Raw genomic sequence first — 20,651 nt, 5'->3', positions numbered from 1 at the left:
TGAGTCCCGGGGTTACCGGGACTCTTATAAAGACTTATATTATGAGAAAGGTTAGATTAATGAGATCGAAACTATTTTTGCTGTTGTTCTTGACAACTTCCAGTCTGGTAGCTACTGCGCAACAGGACATACAGTTCAGCCAGTATATATTTAATGGTTTAAGCGTCAACCCTGCTTATGCGGGTTACAAAGAAGACATGTATCTGAATACCACCTACCGGAAACAGTGGGTCAGTTTCCCCGGGGCCCCGGAAACAGGAACGGCTTCGATAGACGGAGTGGCAAACTTATCCGGTAGTAAAACTGTAGGACTGGGTGCCCAGGTATTATATGATAAATTAGGGCCTCAGCAATCTTTATCATTCTATGGCTCCTATGCTTATAGAATAAGATTGAATGATGAAGATGATAGCAGGTTATCTCTGGGACTGGGTATCGGGGTTAATCAATATTCCATTGATGGGAACAAATTCTCACCTATTGACCAGAATGATCCGAATATCCCGATTGGTAAAGTGAGTACACTGAAACCTAATGCCAACTTTGGTATCTACTATTATAATCCAACATTCTATGCCGGTTTATCGGTACTGGATCTGTTTCCAAACAATATGTATGACAATATATTTATAGGAAGCAATGACTACGGCAACCTTTCCATTAAGAAAACCCGCCATTATTATTTTACAGCGGGTACTATGCTGACCTTAAAAGAAGATATCAAAATGAAACCTTCAATTATGATCAAAGACGATTTTAAAGGGCCAACCAATCTTGATTTCAATGTTTTCTTTTTATATGCTGATCGCTTCTGGTTAGGCGGCTCTTACCGTACAGGAGTTAACTTATGGAGCAAAAGCGCCTTGCAGAGTAATTTAGAAAATGCAGATGCTTTTAGTATAATGGCAGAAGTTATGGCAACCGACAGATTACGTTTAGGCTATGCTTATGACTTTACAACAAGTAAACTGGCCAACTATCAAAGCGGTACACATGAAATCTCTATTGGATACTTGTTGTTTAACAAAAGAAGAGGAGAAAGAACAAGCAACCCCCGCTATTTTTAATTAAAGTGAATTTTAAAATAATCAATCAACAACTACTTTAACAATAATTAAAATTCATTATCTTCAATATAGATAAAGAAGAATATATGAAAAGATTAATTTTAACATCAGTATTAGTTTGCAGTATGCTTGGATCTCTTTCCATACAAACTGCAAATGCTAAAACCAGATCCTTTGCAGAATCAAAAAGAGAAAGGGTTTATTTCGGCGATATAGAATACGGGCAATTTAGAATTGCTCTCTTCGGAGAAAGGCGCACTGGCAAAATCGAAGTAATTCAACTGTATGATAACATTCAGCAGAAATCTCTTCCTGCAACAGTTACCAATGGCTTTATTTCTTCAGGTTTGGCAACACTTAAGATTACGTATTCGGACAATGGGACACCCACAACGCTGAATATTTATGAACAACCATTATTAGATTTTAATTAACCCGAATCTCTGAAAGAGATAAACTCTTTCAGAGATTCCTATCAAATGGAATGATTAATGTATAACTTCCCATTACATTAACTACCCTACCTATATCATGTTCTTCCAATCTACCCGCCGTACTCAAGGAATATGTAAAAGCCTAATTTTATTGCTGTGTTTAGCCTATACCCTAATCGCTGTATCCTGCAATCCTGTACCTGAGCCGCCTCAGAATCATAAAGCACATTTTGATACAGTAATCAACCAGGCGTCCACCTTCATTGGCAATGGCCAGCCTAAACAAGCTGCGGTATATCTGGATTCTGCTTACCATTCCTTCGCAAATCCGGGCGTTAAAGACACTTATAGAAAATATGAAAACCTGATTAACATTTACTTGCATTATGATTTCGATACAGATAAAGCCCGGCTCTATACCGATAGTATATTTCATATTTTAAAAGGCCGGGAGACACTATATAAAGAAGAATACGCAAATGGTCTTTTCTTTCTTGGGGAAGTGTTCATGGCAGAAAAAAGGTATACTGAAGCATTTAAAAGCTATTATGATGGAAGGTCTTTTGCACTAAAGAACCTGGAAGATTGTTCGCTCTCTATTTTCAGCAATAAGATGGGCTTAGTGAGATTTTCACAGGAACAATATCACAAGGCTATTCCCTATTTTAAAGAAGCTATCGAGGAAAATAAAGACTGCAAACCGAACATGGGATTTGATTACCTCTTTATTTCTCCGCAAGCCTACATGAATACCATAGCTATGTGTTTTGAAAGGTCGGGTCATCCTGATAGTGCCATTTTTTATTACCAGAAAGCCTTAACATTTATCGCAGAAAAAAAGGGTCATTTTCCCAAAAGGGAAACTTTCATCTCTTCTGCCAGCGGGGTAATCTATGGCAATCTCGGGGGGATCTATTCCAAAAACAACAATTATGACCAGGCCGAAAAATACCTGACACAGAGTATTGCAATTAATGACCATCCGGGTTATGATATTCAGGATGCGCAAACTGCTAAACTTAAATTAGCAGAATTGTATATCAGGCATTCAGATTTTGAAAAAGCAGATCGCCTTTTGAATGAGTTGCAGGTTTATTTATCCAGTAAAGCAGGTACGAATCAACTGAACTTTGATACCCGTTTAAACTGGTTCAGACTGAGGTATGAATATCATGATAAAAGAAAAGAACCTTTAACAGCTTATCCTTATCTGAAAAAGTATCATAAAGGCCGCGATTCCATTTATAAGATTGATAAACATCAAAAGAATATAGATATAGACCAGGCTTTTAAAGATACTGCACAAAAGTACCGGATGACTCTGTTAAATAAGGACAATCAGTTAAAAACAGCCTATCTCTCAGCTGCAATTATTTGTATGCTGATGGTTATGATTATTCTCTTTTTTATCTGGCATAACCTGAAACGTTCGAGGAAATTGAATAAACAAATCAGTGAACAAAATATAAATATGCAGCAGACATTGGATTCACTGGAACAAAGTCAGGAAGAAAATGTCAGGGTAATGATGATCGTGGCGCATGATCTTCGGAACCCGATTGGGAACATCACTTCCATCGCTAATTTAATGCTCACAGAACAAGGGCGTTCTGAAGATGATCTGGAAATGCTGGGTATGATTAAGACTTCAGGACAAAACTCTCTCTTTTTGGTGAATGACTTGTTAAAATCAAACAGCAAAATAGAAAATCTTCAGAAAGAACCTGTTGATTTATATGTGCTGCTAAATTACTGTGTGAACTTGCTCCGCCACAAAGCAAAGGAGAAAAACCAGCAATTGGTTCTGCATGCAGAACAGGTCACTATTCCACTGAATATGGAGAAAATGTGGCGGGTAATGAGCAATCTGATTGGTAATGCGATTAAGTTCAGTCCCGAATCAGCTACGATTACTGTGCGTATGAAAGAAAAGCAGGACTCCGTATTAATTGCTGTAGCGGATCATGGCATAGGCGTGCCAACCGCTATTCAAGACAAGATCTTTGACATGTTTGGTCAGGCCAAAAGATCTGGTACAGCGGGCGAACAGCCCTTTGGACTGGGGCTGGCTATCTCTAAACAAATTATTGAGACACATGGTGGAAAGATATGGGTAGAAAGCGAGGCGGGCAAAGGTTCTATATTTTATGTGGAACTTCCCCTTTACTAGTTTCCACTTTTTTCTTTACGAACACCTGAAACAACAAAGAAAGCAATACGACAAGTAAACAGCCGATCACGTTCAGCCATAAATAAGCGACAACTTTCTGATAACCACAAATACAAACCACAACTTCAGTTGCAATAGCGGCGTAAAACACGGCTCTGCCATTGACATGTTTTAAATAAAAAGCTACTAAGAATACCCCAAGGATAGTTCCATAGATATAAGAACCCAGGATATTAACAGCTTCAATCAGGTTCCCTATTTTACTGGCATATAAGGCCATTGCAATACAAACCAGCCCCCAGATGACCGTTGACCACCTTGATGCTTTCAAGTAGTTTTGTTCGGTCGCATTCTTATTGATCAATCTTTTATAAATATCAATTACACTGGTAGAGGCCAGTGAATTCAGCGCACTTGCAGTAGAACCCATAGAAGCCAGGAATATAATTGCAATGAGCAGCCCTATCAGCCCCTTAGGCAGATACTTGGTCACGAAGCTTAGAAAGATATAATTGTTATCATTAACATCAGCACCGGGATCATTTTGCAGCATCAGATCGGTGACTTGCTTACGAACAACCTTGGTTTGTTCATCAGCTTTCTTTAATGCAATTCTTTGCTGATCAATTACTGGTTTATTCTGCTGGTCTAAAGCAGCATCCAATTTATTAACCTCGGTTTGTTTCTCTTCAAAGGCTTTCTCATAATCCTTTTTCAGCTGGTTCAGCTGCGGATTATATTTACTTTTCTCCAGTTTATTCAGCTCAAAACTATTAAAGAATACCGGCGGTTTATTATACTGATAAAAAGTAAAAACCAATACCCCGATCAAAAGGATCAGAAACTGCATTGGTATTTTCACCAGTCCGTTCATCAGTAACCCCAGCCGGCTTTCGCTGACCGATGCACCGGTTAAGTACCGGCCAACCTGGCTCTGATCTGTTCCGAAGTAAGATAGCTGGAGGAAAAAACCACCTATTAATCCACTCCAGACGGTATAAGGATTATTCCAGTCAAACTTAAAATCTATCGCATTGGTTCTGCCCATCTTTCCGGCGATACTAATAGCTTTACCAAAGCCGATATTTCCCGGAAGTAAATGAACAACCATAATTCCCGCTGCAAATAATCCGCAGAAGATAATACTCATTTGCAGCATTTGTGTATAGGAAACAGCTTTGGTACCTCCATAAACGGTATAGGCGACCACAATACCACCAATAACTAAAGTGGTATAGGTTGTATTGATATCCAGAATAGTAGACAGGATAATAGAAGGTGCATAAATAGTAATCCCTGTGGACAGCCCTCTTTGTATTAAGAACAGAAAAGCAGTTAATGCCCTGGTATTTAAATCAAACCGCTGTTCCAGATATTCGTAAGCTGTATAAACTTTTAGCCTGTGAAATATAGGAACAAAGGTTACACACAGCACAATCATGGCCAGTGGCAAACCAAAGTAAAATTGTACAAAGCTCATTCCTGAAGAATAAGCCAGTCCAGGAGCAGATAAAAAAGTAATGGCACTGGCCTGGGTAGCCATCACAGACAGGCATACGCTGTACCATGGCAAAGACCGGTTCCCCAATAAATATCCATCAATGTCTTTTGCACCCCTGCTTTTGTAAACGCCATAAGCGACAATTGCAATCAGTGTACAGCATAAAACTGCCCAGTCAATATAACTCATTCAAAGTATCGGGTAAATAGGTAAAAGCACAGGATCAGGAAAACCAGCCAGCCTGCAAGCAACCAGTAAAACTGTTTCCAGCTTTTCACAAAAGGTGGCAATTCAGTGCTGCGTTTTTCAGTTTTCATTTTGTGCTGTATTATTTAGAGATCAGGTTTACGAATAATCTGTATGCCCCGGGAACACCAGCTGGCAGTTCTCTGAAAAAGGCCAGAGAAGTATATACAAATTTACCTTTTCCAAAATCAGTAACTAGTAATGAACCATTGCTTGCCTGTTCTCCAGTATCATTCATCTGCAAAATCGGGGTATAATGTGCATCAATACCAGTGGCAAAATATAAACCGCGTTCCTGAATCCAGCCGTCAAAATCTTTCGCTGTAATTTGATTAGGGAAGTTTAATGCCGGATGAGCAGGTTTCAGGAAAGTAACTTTTGCATCTTCTTCAGTAACCCTGTCACGGCTAAGCTGAAAAGGATAAGGGCCCAGATCTGTAATTTTCAACGGCGTATTCACATTGTACTGAACCAGTAAAACGCCACCATCTTTAACATAACTCATCAGCTTTGGTTGCATGAGTGCTATTTTTTCATTGATGTTATATAAACGTACACCAGTAATAATCGCATCATAGCCAGCAAGATTACCGTTGATCACCTGATTTTCAGTTAGCCTGGTCACCTGGTAGCCGATTTGTGTCAGTGACTCGGGGATTAAATCTCCGGCTCCTGCGATATATCCTATTTTTTTGCCGGCAAACTTCAAGTCAACTCTTTCTACACGGGCTTCTGCTACAGGAAACAAAGTCTGTACAGGAATATGATCATATCCGATCACCTTCAACCCCTTTTGATAGGTTTCTCCATCCACCTTTACGGATAAAGAAAATTGACCACCAGAAATCTGACCAGCAGGTGTAACTGTGAATTCAACGTTTCTCTCCTCCCCTTTTTCACGAAGTTCAAAATCAACATTTTCCGGAGTAACTTTCCATCCGGAAGGAATAGCCGGCTGAAGCACACCTTTAGCATTTGCTTCAAAGCTCTTTAGCTGTACAGTAACTGTTTTAGGAGAATTATTGGTAAATACAAAAGAATGTTCGGCCAGCGTAGCTGTAGCAGGAGGTGCAACCACCAAAGGCTGATAGAGTTCTCCTTTTACCGGATCCGTATGTTTATAGACCAGTGGCCGTGTAACTTCAATAGCCTGATTGCCAAACAATACCCTGAACACTCCGGCAGATGGGGCCACAGCTTCGGGTAAACTCAGATTTTTTAAAGAATCAATGATATAGCTACCTATAGGATGCTTTTTCTCCAACCAGTAAGGCTGTGTCAAACCGATTTGACGAGCTGCAATCTTAGTTTCTTCAGTTAGCATACGATCAGGGGTCAGTTCTGCCGTATGGTCCGGATTTAATTCTTGTAAAGAGATCCTGATCGGAAAATATTTCCGTACTCTTGATATTGCATTGATCGTGACAGGGATTGAATCATTAATGGCATAAGACGGCTCTGGAACCGTAGTTTCTATCCAGATGCCTGCACAGGCCAAAATCAGTTCATCCAGCTGCTGATGTTTAAAAGGCAAATCTTTGACCTCTTTTTTTAATTGCAATAACGCATTGATGGATTTTGAAGGATCTGAAGAATCATAGTCAGCAATCACTCCATTAAGTATTTGCTGTGCTTTTTCTGTTCCCTTATTTCTATCGAGGTTCAGGTCCACTCCGTCAAAAAGATCTGTTTTGGCTGCCTGACCACCTACCGGGCTAAAAAACTCTATAGCTGAGCCACGCTGTTTTGCAGATCCAAAGCCCTGGCTTTTATGATTAGAGCGACTTTCGGCTGCAATTTCACCATAACCTTTACCTAATAAAGGATTAAAAACACCAACGTCGATTTTCAGCTGATCATCAGCAGTAGTATTGGTAGACCCAAAATTAAAGGTATTCCATAAAATCCGTTTCGCTTGCCAGACTTTAACTTGTTTAAGCTGTTCAGGAAAACGTCCGGGATCTGCGGCGGCGGTAAAAGCTTCTCTGGCAAGAATTGCCGAAGCGGCATGATGCCCATGACCTGCACGTGCATCTTCCGGGAAACGGGTAATAATCACGTCTGGCTGAAATTTACGGATTACCCAGACCACATCCGAAAGGATCTGTTCTTTATTCCATATCTTAAAGCTTTCTGCTGAATTTTTAGAGAAACCGAAGTCGTTTGCCCGGGTAAAAAACTGTTCTGCACCATCCATCCGCCTTGCAGCTAAGAGTTCCTGTGTACGAATCAATCCTAATAGTTCTCCTTGTTCGGTACCAATCAGATTTTGTCCGCCATCGCCCCTGGTCAATGATAAATAACCTGTTCTTACTTTTCTCTCCTTAGCGAGATAAGCCAATAGCCGGGTATTTTCGTCATCAGGATGTGCAGCAATGTATAAAACACTTCCAGTAACGTTTAAACTGGCTAATCCCTGCCTGATTTCCGCAGCATTTAATTCAACTTGCTGGGCTTTTCCAAAAAATGGGGCATAGGATAGTAAACAAAGAAAAAACAGACGATTCCGCATAACAGGGTTAGATCAATTGTCGAAAATAATTAAAATAACCCTGTCTATCCGTTTATTTGGAAATAAATATTGGTAACAATGTTGTCAAATTATAGCAGGATTTTACTGCTCACTTCTTTATCAATGCTGATAAAACCAGGATATTTCACTAAAACCCCTCCTACCATAATACTAGGTCTGATTTTAAGTGTTACCAATCCTTTTCTTTCTGAACCGCCATTTGCACCGCCACGCAGAAAATCTGAGATTTCGGACATCACTTTCTGATTAGAGATAAATTGGTAAACGTTCACATTTAAATCTACTGGTACTACTACAGACTGACCTGCGGGAATACTTACCTGCTGATTCACAAAACCATTAGCCAGTTCTTGTTTATTGATCAGTACTTTATATTCAAACTGATTGATTGCAGCAAGGTTACCCGATGGATTAGAAATTTCCATATTTAGTCTTGCACGAAAAGGGACATCTCTTCTTAAAAGGCCAAATGCCAAACCTGGCAGACTCGCCAGATTGATATCCTGACCATTCACTATTTTTTTCACATCTGCTCCGGCCACTGAAAGATTCTCAGCCGAAACGATTCTGTATTTACAATTTTCAAGTGCTTTGATTTGCTGTGCTTGTTTATTCACGCCGCATCCCATCACTGTCATTACCGTCAGGCAAATCAATACTATCCTTTTCATATGTATGTCTTTAATATTCTACTAATAACGGTTTAACCTGAAATTATTGTCCAGCTAGTAACCTCTTCTTGATCTGGCAGACTTCTGACTGATTAAACTATCGATGCTCAATCTTCCGCCACCGGCAAATAGTAATACAATGTAAGTGAGCAGATAATGAATAGCCAGCTCTTTTTCTGCTAGTCCATCATTCCCATGGGCAATAAAGATAGCGATCAGCATAGTGACCATTAACGGCAAAACAGCTAAACGTACTGCAAGCCCCAAAAGAATCAATACAGAACAGATTACTTCTGCAAAAACAGCTAAAGCTAATGTTGCAGTATTACCAAGACCAATAGGATCCATAAATTTGATTTCACCACCAGCAAGGAGCATTTCAAGTTTAGGTATTCCATGAGAAAGCATCAGGCCTGCGATACCAATCCTTAAGATCAGTAAAACAAAATCAAGGCCTCTGTGATTGTAATTGGTGTTAAATAATCTGTTCATTGGTCTGTATGAGTTTTAATTTAAGCGTAAACTTAATATTTTTCTCTGAACCAACAACAATCCTGCCGCTTCTTATAGTGCCAGGGATTTACAGAACCCGCTGATGGCATCCTTTAAAATCATCTTTTTAAAAGCATCAGTTTTACCACTGTTTTCAATCATTTGTATAGAAACAAGGCCATGCAGAATAGACCAGTAGCCATGATATTTCAGGAAATAATCAGCTTCTTCATTCTTGTTCTGAATTAAAGCTTCCCGTATAGTAGAAACCAGGATACTAGTCATTTCCTTGATTTCTGTGATCTGATTGACCATTTCACAGGCTGGAATTCCCAGACCAAACATCAATTGATAGTACTCTTTGTTTTCAAAAGCAAAATCCCAATAGGCAATTGCCATCACTTCGAGCTGATCTGCTGGTAAAGCCACCGATTTTTTCGCTTCCTGTAAGGCTAAAGCCAATTTCTGATAGCCTTCTTTGGAGAATTCAAGCAGTATTGCTTCTTTATTTTCAAAATGATTGTAGATCACCGGAATACTGTATTCTATCGCATCAGCGATCTTCCGGATGGAAAGTGATTGCCAGCCATCAGTTACTACCATATGCCATGCGGCACCCAGAATTCCAGTACGGATTTCTTCTTTATGACGCATTTTGCGCTCCACTATTCCCATTTAATCTACCTAAGTTAACACCGTTAGCAAATATAAGCCTATTATTTTATCATTTTGAAAAGGACGGGGAATTTTGACTTAGCTGCAACAATCGCAGATTGATGAACCTGATAGTTTGTGAAGGAATGATTAGAGATGATCAGAAAATCCCTTTTTCAGCACCAATCTGAAAGTTAAATTAATTCTTGGGGTTAAAGCGCGTGTTGTTTTTGGCGAACGTTGTTCCCAAAACTCCTGAGTTTGTTTTTTCACAAGCAGAGCGCTGCCATGATCCAGTTCTAAAGAAATCACAGGCACCTTTTCTTTATAATCTCTGAACTGAAAAATTCTCGTTGCTCCAAAACTCACCATAACAATAACAGGATATTCACCTAATGCGTGTGCATTATCCCGGTGCCACCCCATGTAATCTTTTCCGTCCCGATAATAATTCAGTAAACATTCGTTAAATGAAGTCTCAAATTTAGCTTCAAGCTTCGCTTTGATACTTAACAAAGGCACTGTCCAGTATTGGGCTTTCAGGGTTAAGCCTTCAGCATGATATTCGGCATGTTCATCTCCCAAAAAAGCAGTCAAACGGGGTTGTACTCTCTTTTTACCAAATTGAAGAGCAGGTTCCTGTATCCAGGAAACATCATTCTTAAAGTGGTCAAAATAAGTATCGCTTTCTTGTGTGGTAAAGAAATCGGGGAATAACACTGCCTCTCCATGTGATGGAAGGATATTGTGGTGATCTGCGTCAATCAGATGTTGCATAAGGTACGAATTGAGATACTTTGCACCATCAAATAACGTATTTTATGCTGAACAATCATCCAGATCATATTGTTGAGGGAAAATACTAAAATTATCGGCCAGTATGTTCTTTATAGGAGGCTACAAAAAGCACGCTGACCGATGGGTATAGCTTACCCTGTTCAAACAGGATAAGTGAATCTATTCGTTAAATCAGAACAGGGATTAAGCTGTTTCTAATTTTACTATGTTTCTGTAAGGAAAAGAATTAAAGATATGGCGACGTGCAAATCTTCCTGGAGAATCTGCATTGACCAATTTCACATAAATTGCTTTTGGAACTTCAAAATACTCATATCCGCTTCCATCAAGGAAATGAACTGTAAGTACCAGGCCAGCCCAGTTATAATCAGCAATACCACATGAAGTGATTGTACTTGTATATTCTTCAATTGAGCCAGCAAGTGTTTCAGGAGCAATGCTAACCAGGAAATGATAGGCTTCAATAATTTCTTTACTTTTTGTTTCAGCAGCTAATTTAGCCTCATCACTTTCCTGAAATTTATCAGGATGATATTCCTTCATTAAATTTCTGTAAACAGTTTTAAGCTCTTTTAGCTCGGCATCTTTTTGAACACCTAACAATTTTCTGTAATCGACAATCTTCTTCATAAATATATTTAATGCAATTATTGTCGACATTTAACAGGCTGAAATTCAGGATCAACCCATAATAATGGCTAACAATTTTGCAAAGGTACAATTTTATATGGGAAAGAAAGATTAAGGTTTGATTAATAGTGATTAACAATATTTTAATGTGGTTTGATCAGGCTTTTAATCCACTTCTTTGTCACTGTTAAACAGATTTAATTTTACTTTTTCACGCTCAACTTCTGCAATCAGCTCTTCTTCTGTAGGGAGATACCTCATATACTTGGTTGCAAAAAGCCGCGGGTTATCATTAATTACTGAATATTTAACCACCGTCTCACTTTTTTCCGTGCAAAGAATGATACCAATTGTTGGATTATCGCCTTCTGGCTTCTTTAAATCCTCAAACATACGACGATACATATCCATTTGACCAACGTGCTGGTGCGTAAGTTTACAAGTTTTCAAATCAATCAAAACAAAACACTTCAGCAGATAATTATAAAAAACCAGGTCAACATAAAAATGTTCGGTTTCTGTACCAATCCTAAATTGTCGTCCAGCAAAAGTAAAGCCTTTTCCTAATTCCAATAAAAATTGCTGAAGATTTTCAATTAAAGCAGCTTCAATTTCTGACTCATTGACAGCAGTTGACTGTTGAATATTTAAAAACTCAAAGATAAATGGATCCTTAATAAAATCTTCCGGACTTTGTTTTAACTGTTGGCTTTTTCCTAATTTCCCAGGCTTATTATCCGACGACAAAAGTCTTTGATAATAGAATGTATTAATATTGCGTTCAAGAGTACGAACACTCCAACCTTGCGCTGACGCTTCATTTAAATAATAAGTTCTTGCATCCCTAATTTTCAATCCTCATAATAAGCCTGTCATGACTCCATGTCAAATTGCTACACAGTGTGTAGCAAATCTCATTTTCAGGATAAATAAGATAAAATTGCCGGAAATTACGAAGGTTCGCATATGAAAACCCTTTCCCAAATTCAAAAGTCAAAGCCTTAGAAAGTTCTTTCAATATCGCTTCTCCATAAACTGCTTTTTCTTCTCCGTGTTGCTCTTGTTCTACAATACGTTTACCTATTAGCCAATATGCATCAACCATCGCTGTATTTACAGCTGTATAAGCTTTCTGCCTTGCCTTACTTAAGATTAACTTGATTTCTTCTATGTAATTACTCATAATTCAATTTACCCCACATCCCTTAACTGGAGTTAATTTAATTTCACAAAACAAACAAACCCCTTAATTTATAATATTTTAACCCCATTTTAATCCAGTTTTAACAAGACTTTAATTACCCCATTTTACTTTTGCTCAAACAAAACACACCATAAGCCTGTCCGGGCCATATTTATAAAACCCGGACAGGCTTTAAATTAAACCACTAACCAAAATAATATGCTTCAGCACCCTATTTTAGCCGCATTGGGCACACCAGAAATCCTTGTTATCCTGGTCGTTGTATTACTCCTTTTTGGAGGTAAAAAAATTCCTGAACTAATGAAAGGCCTGGGCCAGGGCGTTAAAGAGTTTAAAGACGGTCAAAAAGGGAATGAATGAGTTTGGATTTAGATAGTTACCTTTGTGGCTCAACAAACCCTGAGCAGCAAATGTTTAATATCGGATTAGCAGAAGATGATGTAAAAATAGCCAGCCTGGTTAAGACCGGACTGGAAGAACATAATTATAATGTCACTACTATCCCTGATGGCATAATGGCCCTTTATACCTTTCAGGAAGAGCAATTCGATCTGTTGATCCTCGATGTCATGATGCCCGGAATGAACGGGATTGAAGTTTGCCGTCAGATCAGACAAACCAATAAAGAAGTTCCGATCCTGATGTTAACTGCATTAGGTTCCATTGATGATAAAGTACTGGGACTCAATTCCGGTGCGGATGATTACCTGGTCAAACCTTTCCACTTCAAAGAATTACTGGCCCGTATTGAGGCGATGCTCAGAAGACAGCAAACCGTACAAAGCCAGCTTAAACACACCCTTAGTTTTGAAGATATCCTGATGGATACCTATTCCAAAACTGTTCAGCGTGCAGGTAAAGACATTACACTTACCGCAAAAGAATTCACGCTGCTTGAACTCTTCCTTAAAAACCCAAACCGTCTTTTATCCAGACAGTACATTGCAGAAAATGCCTGGGATATCAGTTTTGATACCGGCACCAATGTGATTGATGTTTATGTAAACTTCCTGCGCAATAAGATCGAAAAAGGATTTGACAAGAAAATAATCCATACGAAAATTGGTATGGGCTATATCATGAAGTAAACAATTCCATGAAAATCAAAGACCGCCTGGCTTTATATTTCACGCTGATCAGTACAATTACACTGTTATGTGTATTATCAGTTACCTATTTCACCTTCAAAAAAGTGATGGAGTCTGAGTTTTTTGACCGCCTGACTGACCGGACTATGGTTACGGCCAAACTCTACCTCGAAGCAGATGAAATTTCGGATGAAGCTTTAAATAAAGTAAGGACACAATATCTGGAAAAGCTGAACGGAGAAGTTATCCGCATTTACAATGAGCGCAACAGTGCCGCTTTTATTGGCGATGACCAGCAATTCTGGAGCAGCCAGACTATTGATAAGGTAAGAGAATTAGGAAAGTTACGTTTCAAAGAAGGAGAAAGACAGGTAGTCGGAATTTTCTATAAAGACAATCAGGGTGATTTTGTGATCCTCGCCTCTGCGATAGATCAAGGTACAACGCTAAGAATCCATAAATTATTGAAAGTGATGATTGGTGTATTCATCATCATCTTTCTTGGCCTGCTGCTTTCTGGCAGATGGATCGCTAAAAGAATATTATCTCCGCTTGATGTATTCATTGACCAGGTCAAATTAATCAAGTCGAATAATCTTCATTTCAGAGTAGAAGAAGGAACGAATAAAGACGAAATTACTTTACTCGCACAGAATTTCAATAACCTGATGGAGCATCTGGAACACTCTTTTATTTTGCAGAAGACATTTGTTGCCAACGCTTCTCATGAACTGCGGACACCAGTTACCAGGATGATTATCGGAGCTGAAATTGCACTTTCCAAAGAACGCCAGAAACAAGATTATGAAAAAGCACTTCACTCGGTACTGGAAGATGCGGAAAAATTAGAAAATATAATTACTGCGCTTTTTAATCTCGCACAAGCTGATCTCGAATATAGTTCTTCACTCGCTGAGCAGATCCGTATGGATGAACTGATCTGGCAGTTGCAGGCAGAATGGAACAAGCATAAAGGCCCAAACAAACTGCTGGTAGAAATGACAAATCTGCCGATGACAGACGATGCCCCGTTAATCATTACTGCAAATCCTACTTTACTACAAATCGCCCTGGACAATATCATCAGCAATGCTTTTAAATTTTCAGATGACCAGCAAGTAAGCTGCAATCTGGATATTTCTCCTGCTGGAATGACTGTAACCATCAGTGACCATGGCGTAGGCATACCTGAAGCTAAATTGAAGGAAATCTTCAAACCATTTTACAGTTCTTCACATAAAGTAGAACATGCGGGTAATGGCATGGGCTTATATATGGCACATAAAATCATTACGCTGTTTAACGGAAAAATCACAGTAACGTCATCTAATGCTATCGGCACTACTTTCCGCATTGAATTTCATTCATTTTAATCAGTTTTTAATACCCCTTTAATTCACCTTTAATTTCTCGAAATTAGATTTGTTTAAAATATTAAGCAAATGACCTCTAACTTCCTGAAATATCAACTGTTAATCTTCGGCTTCGCTCTGCTAGGCTTCTCCGAAAATGCAGCAGCTCAGGCAACTGACACGCTCAAAATCAGTCTGCCCAAAGCAGAAAAGCTATTTATACAGAACAATTATCAATTAATTGCCCAAAACTATCAGACAGATCAGGCCAGGGCAGAAATCATTACTGCCAAACTTTTTGATAATCCTGAATTAAATGTAGAAACCCAGTTATATAACTCTAAAACTAAAAGGTTCTTCGAGACTTCTAAAACAAACGGAGAATATCAGGCCTCTATTTCTCAGCTGGTTAAACTCGCAGGAAAAAGAAATAAAAATATTCAGCTCGCTAAATCAGGTGTAAAATTAGCAGAATACCAATATTTCGATCTGATGCGCACTTTAAGATTTAACCTGCGCTCTAACTTCTATAAAACTTATTTCGCACAACAATCTGCAAAGCTTTATCAACAACAAATAGGCTCTTTGCAAAAACTGCTTTCTGCTTCAGAACAGCAATTGAAAATGGGAAATCTGGCGATGAAAGATATTATCAGGATCAAATCGCTGGTATACAGCCTGCAAACAGAGTACAATAACCTGGAAAACAGTATTGAGGATATGGAAACAGACCTTAAACTGATGACCAACCTTAAACCAGATGCAAATCTTGAACTGGTTATGGATCCTTCAGAAGAACAAGCTTATCAATTAGATAAAGCAGTTTATACCAACCTGCTGGATTCAGCCCGTACTAACCGTGCGGATTTGAAAATGACACAAACCGGAATTGATTACGCACAAAAAGCACTCAGCGTACAAAAAGCGAATGCCGTACCTGATGTACAATTTTCTTTAACCTACGATTTGCAAGGAAGTTATCCGAATAATTATACCGGACTAGGCATGCATATCCCACTGCCTTTATTTAACAGAAACCAGGGAGAGATTAAAAAAGCGAAAATTGCTATTGATGCTGGAAAAAACCAATTGAACCAGCAAGAATCTGCCTTACAAAATGAAGTCTTCAACAGCTATAAATCAGCTTTAAGAACAGAGGGCCTGTATAAAGGTTTCGATAAAAGCTTTAGCAGTGACTTTGATAAACTGATCGGCGAAGTGATTAAGAACTTCAAAAGCAGAAACCTGAGCCTGCTGGAGTTTATGGACTTCTATGACTCCTACAAAGAAAGCACGCTGCAAATGAATGACCTGAAATACCAGCGAATGAATGCCAAGGAAGAAATCAATTATGTAACCGGTACTACAATTTTCAAATAATACAAACATGCAAACCCAAACCAAACAATTTACCAGGCTGACCATTGGCGTAATAGCCGCTTTGGTATTTTTACAAAGTTGTACAGAACACGTTAAAGAACCGCCTAAAGATGAACAATTCGTCGTTACTGATTCCCTGATCCACAGATTACTGATTGACACGGTCAGAAACCCGAATAGTGAAACCGATTTAAGCTTCTCTGCCAAGATAGCTCCAAATGAAGAAACCACAGCGAAAATATTTCCGATGGTAAGTGGTAATGTACGTTCAGTTCCAGTTAAACTGGGTGACCGCGTGTCTAAAGGACAAGTATTAGCTACTATGGGAAGCGCTGAAATGGCCGGATTTGATAAAGAAGCGATCAGCTCTTCTGCCGAGCTGAGAAACGCAGCAAGAAGCATGAAACTTGCTGAAGATTTATATAAAAGCGGCTTATCATCTGCCAGAGATCTGGAAGAAGCTAAAAACAATTACCTGGTTAAACAAGCAGAGGAAAAACGCAGTAAAGCAGTGCTGAACCTGAACGGTGGCAGCACCAATGGAACTTATACTTTGAAATCACCGATTTCGGGATTCGTCATTGAGAAAAATGTAAACAGCAATATGCAGCTCAGACCAGACAATAGCCAGAGTTTGTTTACCGTAGCCGATTTATCGACTGTATGGGGACTGATCAATATCTATGAATCTGATATTTCCAGTGTTAAACAAGGTGATGAGGTAAAAATTTCTATCCTCTCCTACCCTGACAAAGTTTTCACAGGAAAGATTGATAAGATTTACAATATCCTTGACGAAGACAGTAAAGTAATGCATGCCAGAGTAAGCATTCCGAATCCTGGTTATTTATTAAAACCAGGCATGATGGCCACGGTACAGATTGCTTCAAAATCTGATGTGAACCTGCCGTCTATCAATGCGAACAACATCATTTTTGACGAAAATAAAAATTATGTACTGGTACTGGATAAAGTAAAAAAAGTACGTATACAAGAAATAGAAATAGGGAGAAAATCAGGCGATAAGGCTTATATCAGCAAAGGACTTCAACCAGGTGACCGTATTGTTGCCTCTAAACAAGTATTCCTTTATGAAAGCCTTAAAGACTAATTTTCTTACACCAGATAAAAATCCACTATAATGAATAAATTCATTAAGACGATCATAGGTTTTTCCCTAAAAAACAAGATCTTCATTTTCTTTGCTACCCTGGTGATGATCGTGGCTGGTTACCTGAGCTTTAAGCACACCACCATCGAGGCTTTTCCAGACGTAACCAATACGAATGTTACGATCATTACACAATGGCCGGGCCGTAGTGCCGAAGAGGTAGAAAAGTTTGTGACCAGGCCGCTTGAAATAGCGATGAACCCGACTGAGAAAAGAACCAGTATCCGTTCTTCTTCACTATTCGGTTTATCTATCGTTAAAATAACCTTTGAAGATGATGTAGATTATGCCTTTGCGAGAGTTCAGGTAAACAATCACATTGCTGAAGCAGATATCCCCGCAGGTGTAAATCCTGAGGTTGAACCGCCATACGGGCCAACGGGAGAAATTTTCCGTTACACTTTAAAAAGTGACAAGAAATCAATCCGGGAATTAAAAACATTGCAGGATTGGGTAGTTCAGAGAGAGTTGCTTTCTGTACCTGGCATCGCCGATGTAGTGAGCTTTGGTGGAGAGGTTAAAACCTACCAGATCACCGTAGACCCACAGAAATCTATACAATATGGCGTAACTGCTTCTGAACTTTTCGACGCGGTATCAAAAAGTAATATCAACGTAGGTGGTGATGTGATCAACCAGGGTGGTCAGGCTTATGTAGTCCGTGGAATTGGCGTACTCAATAACATTGATGAGATCAATAATGTGATTGTAGACAATGTAAACGGAACACCAGTTTATGTAAAAACTATTGCCGACGTCACAGAGAGCGCTTTACCAAGATTAGGACAAGTAGGCCGCGATAATGACCCCGATGTCGTTGAGGGGATTGTAGTTATGCGTAAAGGCGAAAACCCGAGCGAAGTACTGACCCGGTTAAAAGAGAAGATTAAAGATATCAATGATAATATCCTGCCGCCGGATGTGAAGATCAGTACTTTCTATGACAGAGAGAACCTGGTTAACTTTGCAATCCATACAGTAATGCACAATATGATGGAGGGGATTATCTTCGTTACCGTTATTGTGTTCTTATTTATGGCAGACTGGCGGACTACGCTGATTGTGTCGATTATCATTCCCCTGGCTTTACTGTTCGCCTTTATTTGTTTGAAATTAAAGGGAATGTCTGCCAACTTATTGTCGATGGGGGCGATTGACTTCGGTATTATTATAGATGGGGCCGTGGTGATGGTCGAGGGGATTTTTGTTGCCCTGGACCACCGTGCACAGGCTACCGGAATGCAAAGATTCAATGGCCTGAGTAAACTCGGGATCATTAAAAGAGCTTGTTTGGAGAATGGTAAAGGTATATTCTTTGCCAAACTAATTATCATTACAGGGTTACTACCTATTTTTACCTTTGAGAAAGTTGAGGGGAAAATGTTCTCACCATTGGCATGGACATTAAGTTTTGCCTTACTGGGTGCATTGATCCTCACTTTTACTCTGGTACCTGCACTGGCAAGTGTCCTGTTAAATAAAAATGTAAAAGAAAAACACAATTTCTTTCTGCGTGCAATTACCAATGGAACAATCAGGTTTTACAATACCTGTTTCAAAGCGAGAAAACTGGTATTCGGAATTTCACTGGTTATTCTGGTCTTAGGTTTATTCAGCTTCAAATTCCTGGGTACAGAGTTTTTACCATCGCTTGATGAAGGCTCTATTTATGTTCGTGCAAGTGCGCCGCTGAGTATATCCTTAGATGAAACTAAAAAACTATCTAATGAGATCCGCAAGATCTTCCTTCACTTTGATGAGGTCAAACAAGTGGTCTCTCAAACCGGAAGACCTAATGATGGTACAGATGCTACTGGTTTTTACAATATGGAATTCCTGGTTGATATTTATCCGAAGGATGAATGGAAGCGTAAAGAGAGTAAAGAGCAGCTGATTGAGCGCATGCAAGAGCGGTTAAAAGGTTATCCGGGGATTAGTCTTAACTTTTCTCAGCCAATCTCTGACAACGTAGAAGAAGCGGTCTCTGGTGTAAAAGGATCAATCGTAGTGAAGATGTTTGGTAATGACTTCCATTTCATTGAGAAACAGGAAGAGAAGATCGAAAATATCCTGAAAACAGTGAAAGGAATTGAAGATTTAGGGATCTTAAGAAACTTAGGACAGCCTGAATTGCAGATCAATCTTGATCAGACTAAAATGGCACTTTATGGGGTAAGAACTGAAGATGCGAACGCGGTTATTGAAATGGCAATCGGTGGAAAAGCAGCGACCCAGATCTATGAAGGTGAACGTAAGTTTGACCTGAGGATCAGGTATCCGGATTCCTTCAGACAAAATGAGGAATCTATTGGTAACCTGAGAATACAAAGTCTTTCGGGTGCAAAAGTACCATTGAGTGAAATTTCCACGATTAAAAAAGTAACTGGCCCGAGTATTATATACCGTGATAAACACCAGCGGTATGGCGCGATTAAATTCTCGATCAGAGGAAGAGATATGGGAAGTACTATTGCAGAAGCACAGGCAAAAGTAAACGCAGCAATCAAATTGCCTAAAGAATATAAATTACAATGGGCAGGAGATTTTGAAAATCAGCAGCGTGCAACTGCAAGATTGTCTCAGGCAGTTCCAATCAGTTTATTGCTGATCTTCTTTATCCTGTTTGTTTTATTCGGGAATATTAAAGATTCATTGCTGGTACTGAACAATGTTCCTTTTGCAATGGTTGGAGGGGTTTTAGCCCTGCTTGCCTCTGGCGTCAACTTTAACATCTCGGCAGGTATCGGTTTTATAGCCTTATTTGGGATCTGCGTACAGAACGGGGTGATTTTACTGACGAAGTTCAAGTCAAATATAGCGGAGCTGAAGTACCACCCCACCTGGTCATTTCCTGATGCCTTGAAGGATGGTATTGCCACCAGGCTGCGTCCGGTAATTATGACCGCCATGATGGCCGCAATCGGCCTTATGCCTGCTGCATTGTCAACAGGAATTGGTTCTGAGGCTTCAAAACCTTTAGCGATTGTAGTAATCGGAGGTTTAATTACGAATACTTTATTCAGTTTGTTTGTCTACCCGATTGTATTTTATTGGGCTTATCATAAAAAAGCCAGACACCTGACAGAAACCAGGGATACGGCAGGAGTAGCGCATCATTAAGGTGCGCAATCCTAAAAACTTTTTTTTCAGTTGGTTAGGGTTGTGTTTGCATTGAGCCAAAGGATTGGCAGATTTTTGAAGCTCAATTGTGCAAACACTTTAAAGGGGTACCGCGAAAGCGGCTACCCCTTTTTAATTTT

The 20,651-nt window shown here is 39.3% G+C and carries 19 protein-coding genes; 9 read left to right on the top strand and 10 right to left on the bottom strand.

What is annotated here, in order from left to right; translation table 11 throughout:
• Nucleotides 1-59: 59 nt before the first annotated feature.
• From HDE70_RS26715 to HDE70_RS26705, 3 genes are all read left to right on the top strand, one after another.
• Nucleotides 60-1,067, top strand: coding sequence for a type IX secretion system membrane protein PorP/SprF (locus tag HDE70_RS26715; RefSeq protein ID WP_260162109.1), 1,008 nt, complete (start codon nt 60-62; stop codon nt 1,065-1,067).
• Between the two features lie 86 nt (nt 1,068-1,153).
• Nucleotides 1,154-1,501: a hypothetical protein gene (locus HDE70_RS26710; RefSeq protein ID WP_183867362.1), complete on the top strand. Its 348-nt coding sequence runs from the start codon at nt 1,154-1,156 to the stop codon at nt 1,499-1,501.
• A 151-nt stretch (nt 1,502-1,652) separates the two neighbouring features.
• Entirely contained in the window at nt 1,653-3,671 is a 2,019-nt protein-coding gene (locus HDE70_RS26705; protein ID WP_183892353.1) for a tetratricopeptide repeat-containing sensor histidine kinase, read from the top strand.
• Here HDE70_RS26705 and HDE70_RS26700 read toward each other — a convergent pair.
• The 10 genes from HDE70_RS26700 to HDE70_RS27380 all read right to left on the bottom strand — a co-directional run bounded on the left by HDE70_RS26700 (nt 3,640) and on the right by HDE70_RS27380 (nt 12,379).
• Nucleotides 3,640-5,361 (bottom strand): sodium:solute symporter, encoded by a 1,722-nt coding sequence (locus HDE70_RS26700; protein ID WP_183867360.1) that lies wholly within the window; start codon nt 5,359-5,361, stop codon nt 3,640-3,642. The two genes, HDE70_RS26705 and HDE70_RS26700, sit on opposite strands and share 32 nt — an antisense overlap.
• On the bottom strand, nt 5,358-5,489 hold the full coding sequence (locus tag HDE70_RS27385; protein WP_260162108.1) for a hypothetical protein: 132 nt from the start codon (nt 5,487-5,489) through the stop codon (nt 5,358-5,360). Before HDE70_RS27385 ends, HDE70_RS26700 begins: the two co-directional genes overlap by 4 nt.
• A gap of 11 nt (nt 5,490-5,500) precedes the next feature.
• Nucleotides 5,501-7,930, bottom strand: a complete 2,430-nt coding sequence (locus HDE70_RS26695) for a PIG-L family deacetylase (protein WP_183892352.1) — start codon at nt 7,928-7,930, stop codon at nt 5,501-5,503.
• An 89-nt stretch (nt 7,931-8,019) separates the two neighbouring features.
• Entirely contained in the window at nt 8,020-8,622 is a 603-nt protein-coding gene (locus HDE70_RS26690; RefSeq protein ID WP_183867358.1) for a hypothetical protein, read from the bottom strand.
• Nucleotides 8,623-8,676: 54 nt separating this feature from the next.
• Nucleotides 8,677-9,114: a DoxX family protein gene (locus HDE70_RS26685; RefSeq protein ID WP_183867357.1), complete on the bottom strand. Its 438-nt coding sequence runs from the start codon at nt 9,112-9,114 to the stop codon at nt 8,677-8,679.
• 72 nt (nt 9,115-9,186) lie between these two features.
• On the bottom strand, nt 9,187-9,789 hold the full coding sequence (locus tag HDE70_RS26680) for a TetR/AcrR family transcriptional regulator (protein WP_183867356.1): 603 nt from the start codon (nt 9,787-9,789) through the stop codon (nt 9,187-9,189).
• 129 nt (nt 9,790-9,918) lie between these two features.
• A complete protein-coding gene (locus HDE70_RS26675) occupies nt 9,919-10,545 on the bottom strand; it encodes an alpha-ketoglutarate-dependent dioxygenase AlkB family protein (RefSeq protein ID WP_183892351.1) in 627 nt (208 codons plus the stop codon).
• A gap of 204 nt (nt 10,546-10,749) precedes the next feature.
• Nucleotides 10,750-11,196 carry a KTSC domain-containing protein gene (locus HDE70_RS26670; protein WP_183867354.1) on the bottom strand — a complete coding sequence of 149 codons (447 nt, stop codon included), beginning with the start codon at nt 11,194-11,196 and terminating at the stop codon, nt 10,750-10,752.
• 165 nt (nt 11,197-11,361) lie between these two features.
• Nucleotides 11,362-12,051 carry a YhcG family protein gene (locus tag HDE70_RS26665; RefSeq protein ID WP_260162107.1) on the bottom strand — a complete coding sequence of 230 codons (690 nt, stop codon included), beginning with the start codon at nt 12,049-12,051 and terminating at the stop codon, nt 11,362-11,364.
• Nucleotides 12,041-12,379, bottom strand: a complete 339-nt coding sequence (locus HDE70_RS27380) for a DUF1016 N-terminal domain-containing protein (RefSeq protein WP_260162106.1) — start codon at nt 12,377-12,379, stop codon at nt 12,041-12,043. The genes HDE70_RS26665 and HDE70_RS27380 overlap by 11 nt, the downstream gene beginning before the upstream one ends.
• Before the next feature lie 219 nt (nt 12,380-12,598).
• On the opposite strand from HDE70_RS27380, the gene tatA reads away from it, so the two are divergent.
• The 6 genes from tatA to HDE70_RS26635 all read left to right on the top strand — a co-directional run bounded on the left by tatA (nt 12,599) and on the right by HDE70_RS26635 (nt 20,511).
• Nucleotides 12,599-12,760 carry a twin-arginine translocase TatA/TatE family subunit gene (gene tatA, locus HDE70_RS26660; protein ID WP_111634333.1) on the top strand — a complete coding sequence of 54 codons (162 nt, stop codon included), beginning with the start codon at nt 12,599-12,601 and terminating at the stop codon, nt 12,758-12,760.
• On the top strand, nt 12,757-13,488 hold the full coding sequence (locus HDE70_RS26655) for a response regulator transcription factor (RefSeq protein ID WP_311676447.1): 732 nt from the start codon (nt 12,757-12,759) through the stop codon (nt 13,486-13,488). The genes tatA and HDE70_RS26655 overlap by 4 nt, the downstream gene beginning before the upstream one ends.
• A gap of 8 nt (nt 13,489-13,496) precedes the next feature.
• On the top strand, nt 13,497-14,861 hold the full coding sequence (locus tag HDE70_RS26650; RefSeq protein WP_183892350.1) for a sensor histidine kinase: 1,365 nt from the start codon (nt 13,497-13,499) through the stop codon (nt 14,859-14,861).
• 69 nt (nt 14,862-14,930) lie between these two features.
• The gene (locus tag HDE70_RS26645; protein ID WP_183892349.1) at nt 14,931-16,220 is read left to right on the top strand and encodes a TolC family protein; all 1,290 of its coding nucleotides are present in this window, start codon (nt 14,931-14,933) and stop codon (nt 16,218-16,220) included.
• A 7-nt stretch (nt 16,221-16,227) separates the two neighbouring features.
• On the top strand, nt 16,228-17,331 hold the full coding sequence (locus HDE70_RS26640) for an efflux RND transporter periplasmic adaptor subunit (RefSeq protein ID WP_183867350.1): 1,104 nt from the start codon (nt 16,228-16,230) through the stop codon (nt 17,329-17,331).
• A 30-nt stretch (nt 17,332-17,361) separates the two neighbouring features.
• On the top strand, nt 17,362-20,511 hold the full coding sequence (locus HDE70_RS26635) for an efflux RND transporter permease subunit (RefSeq protein WP_183867349.1): 3,150 nt from the start codon (nt 17,362-17,364) through the stop codon (nt 20,509-20,511).
• The last annotated feature ends 140 nt before the right edge of the window (nt 20,512-20,651 follow it).

This window comes from Pedobacter cryoconitis (assembly GCF_014200595.1).
In the GTDB taxonomy this organism is placed as follows: Bacteria; Bacteroidota; Bacteroidia; order Sphingobacteriales; family Sphingobacteriaceae; genus Pedobacter; species Pedobacter cryoconitis_C.
Note: the sequence above shows the minus strand (reverse complement) of the source record. Positions and strands in the feature narration are given on the sequence as shown.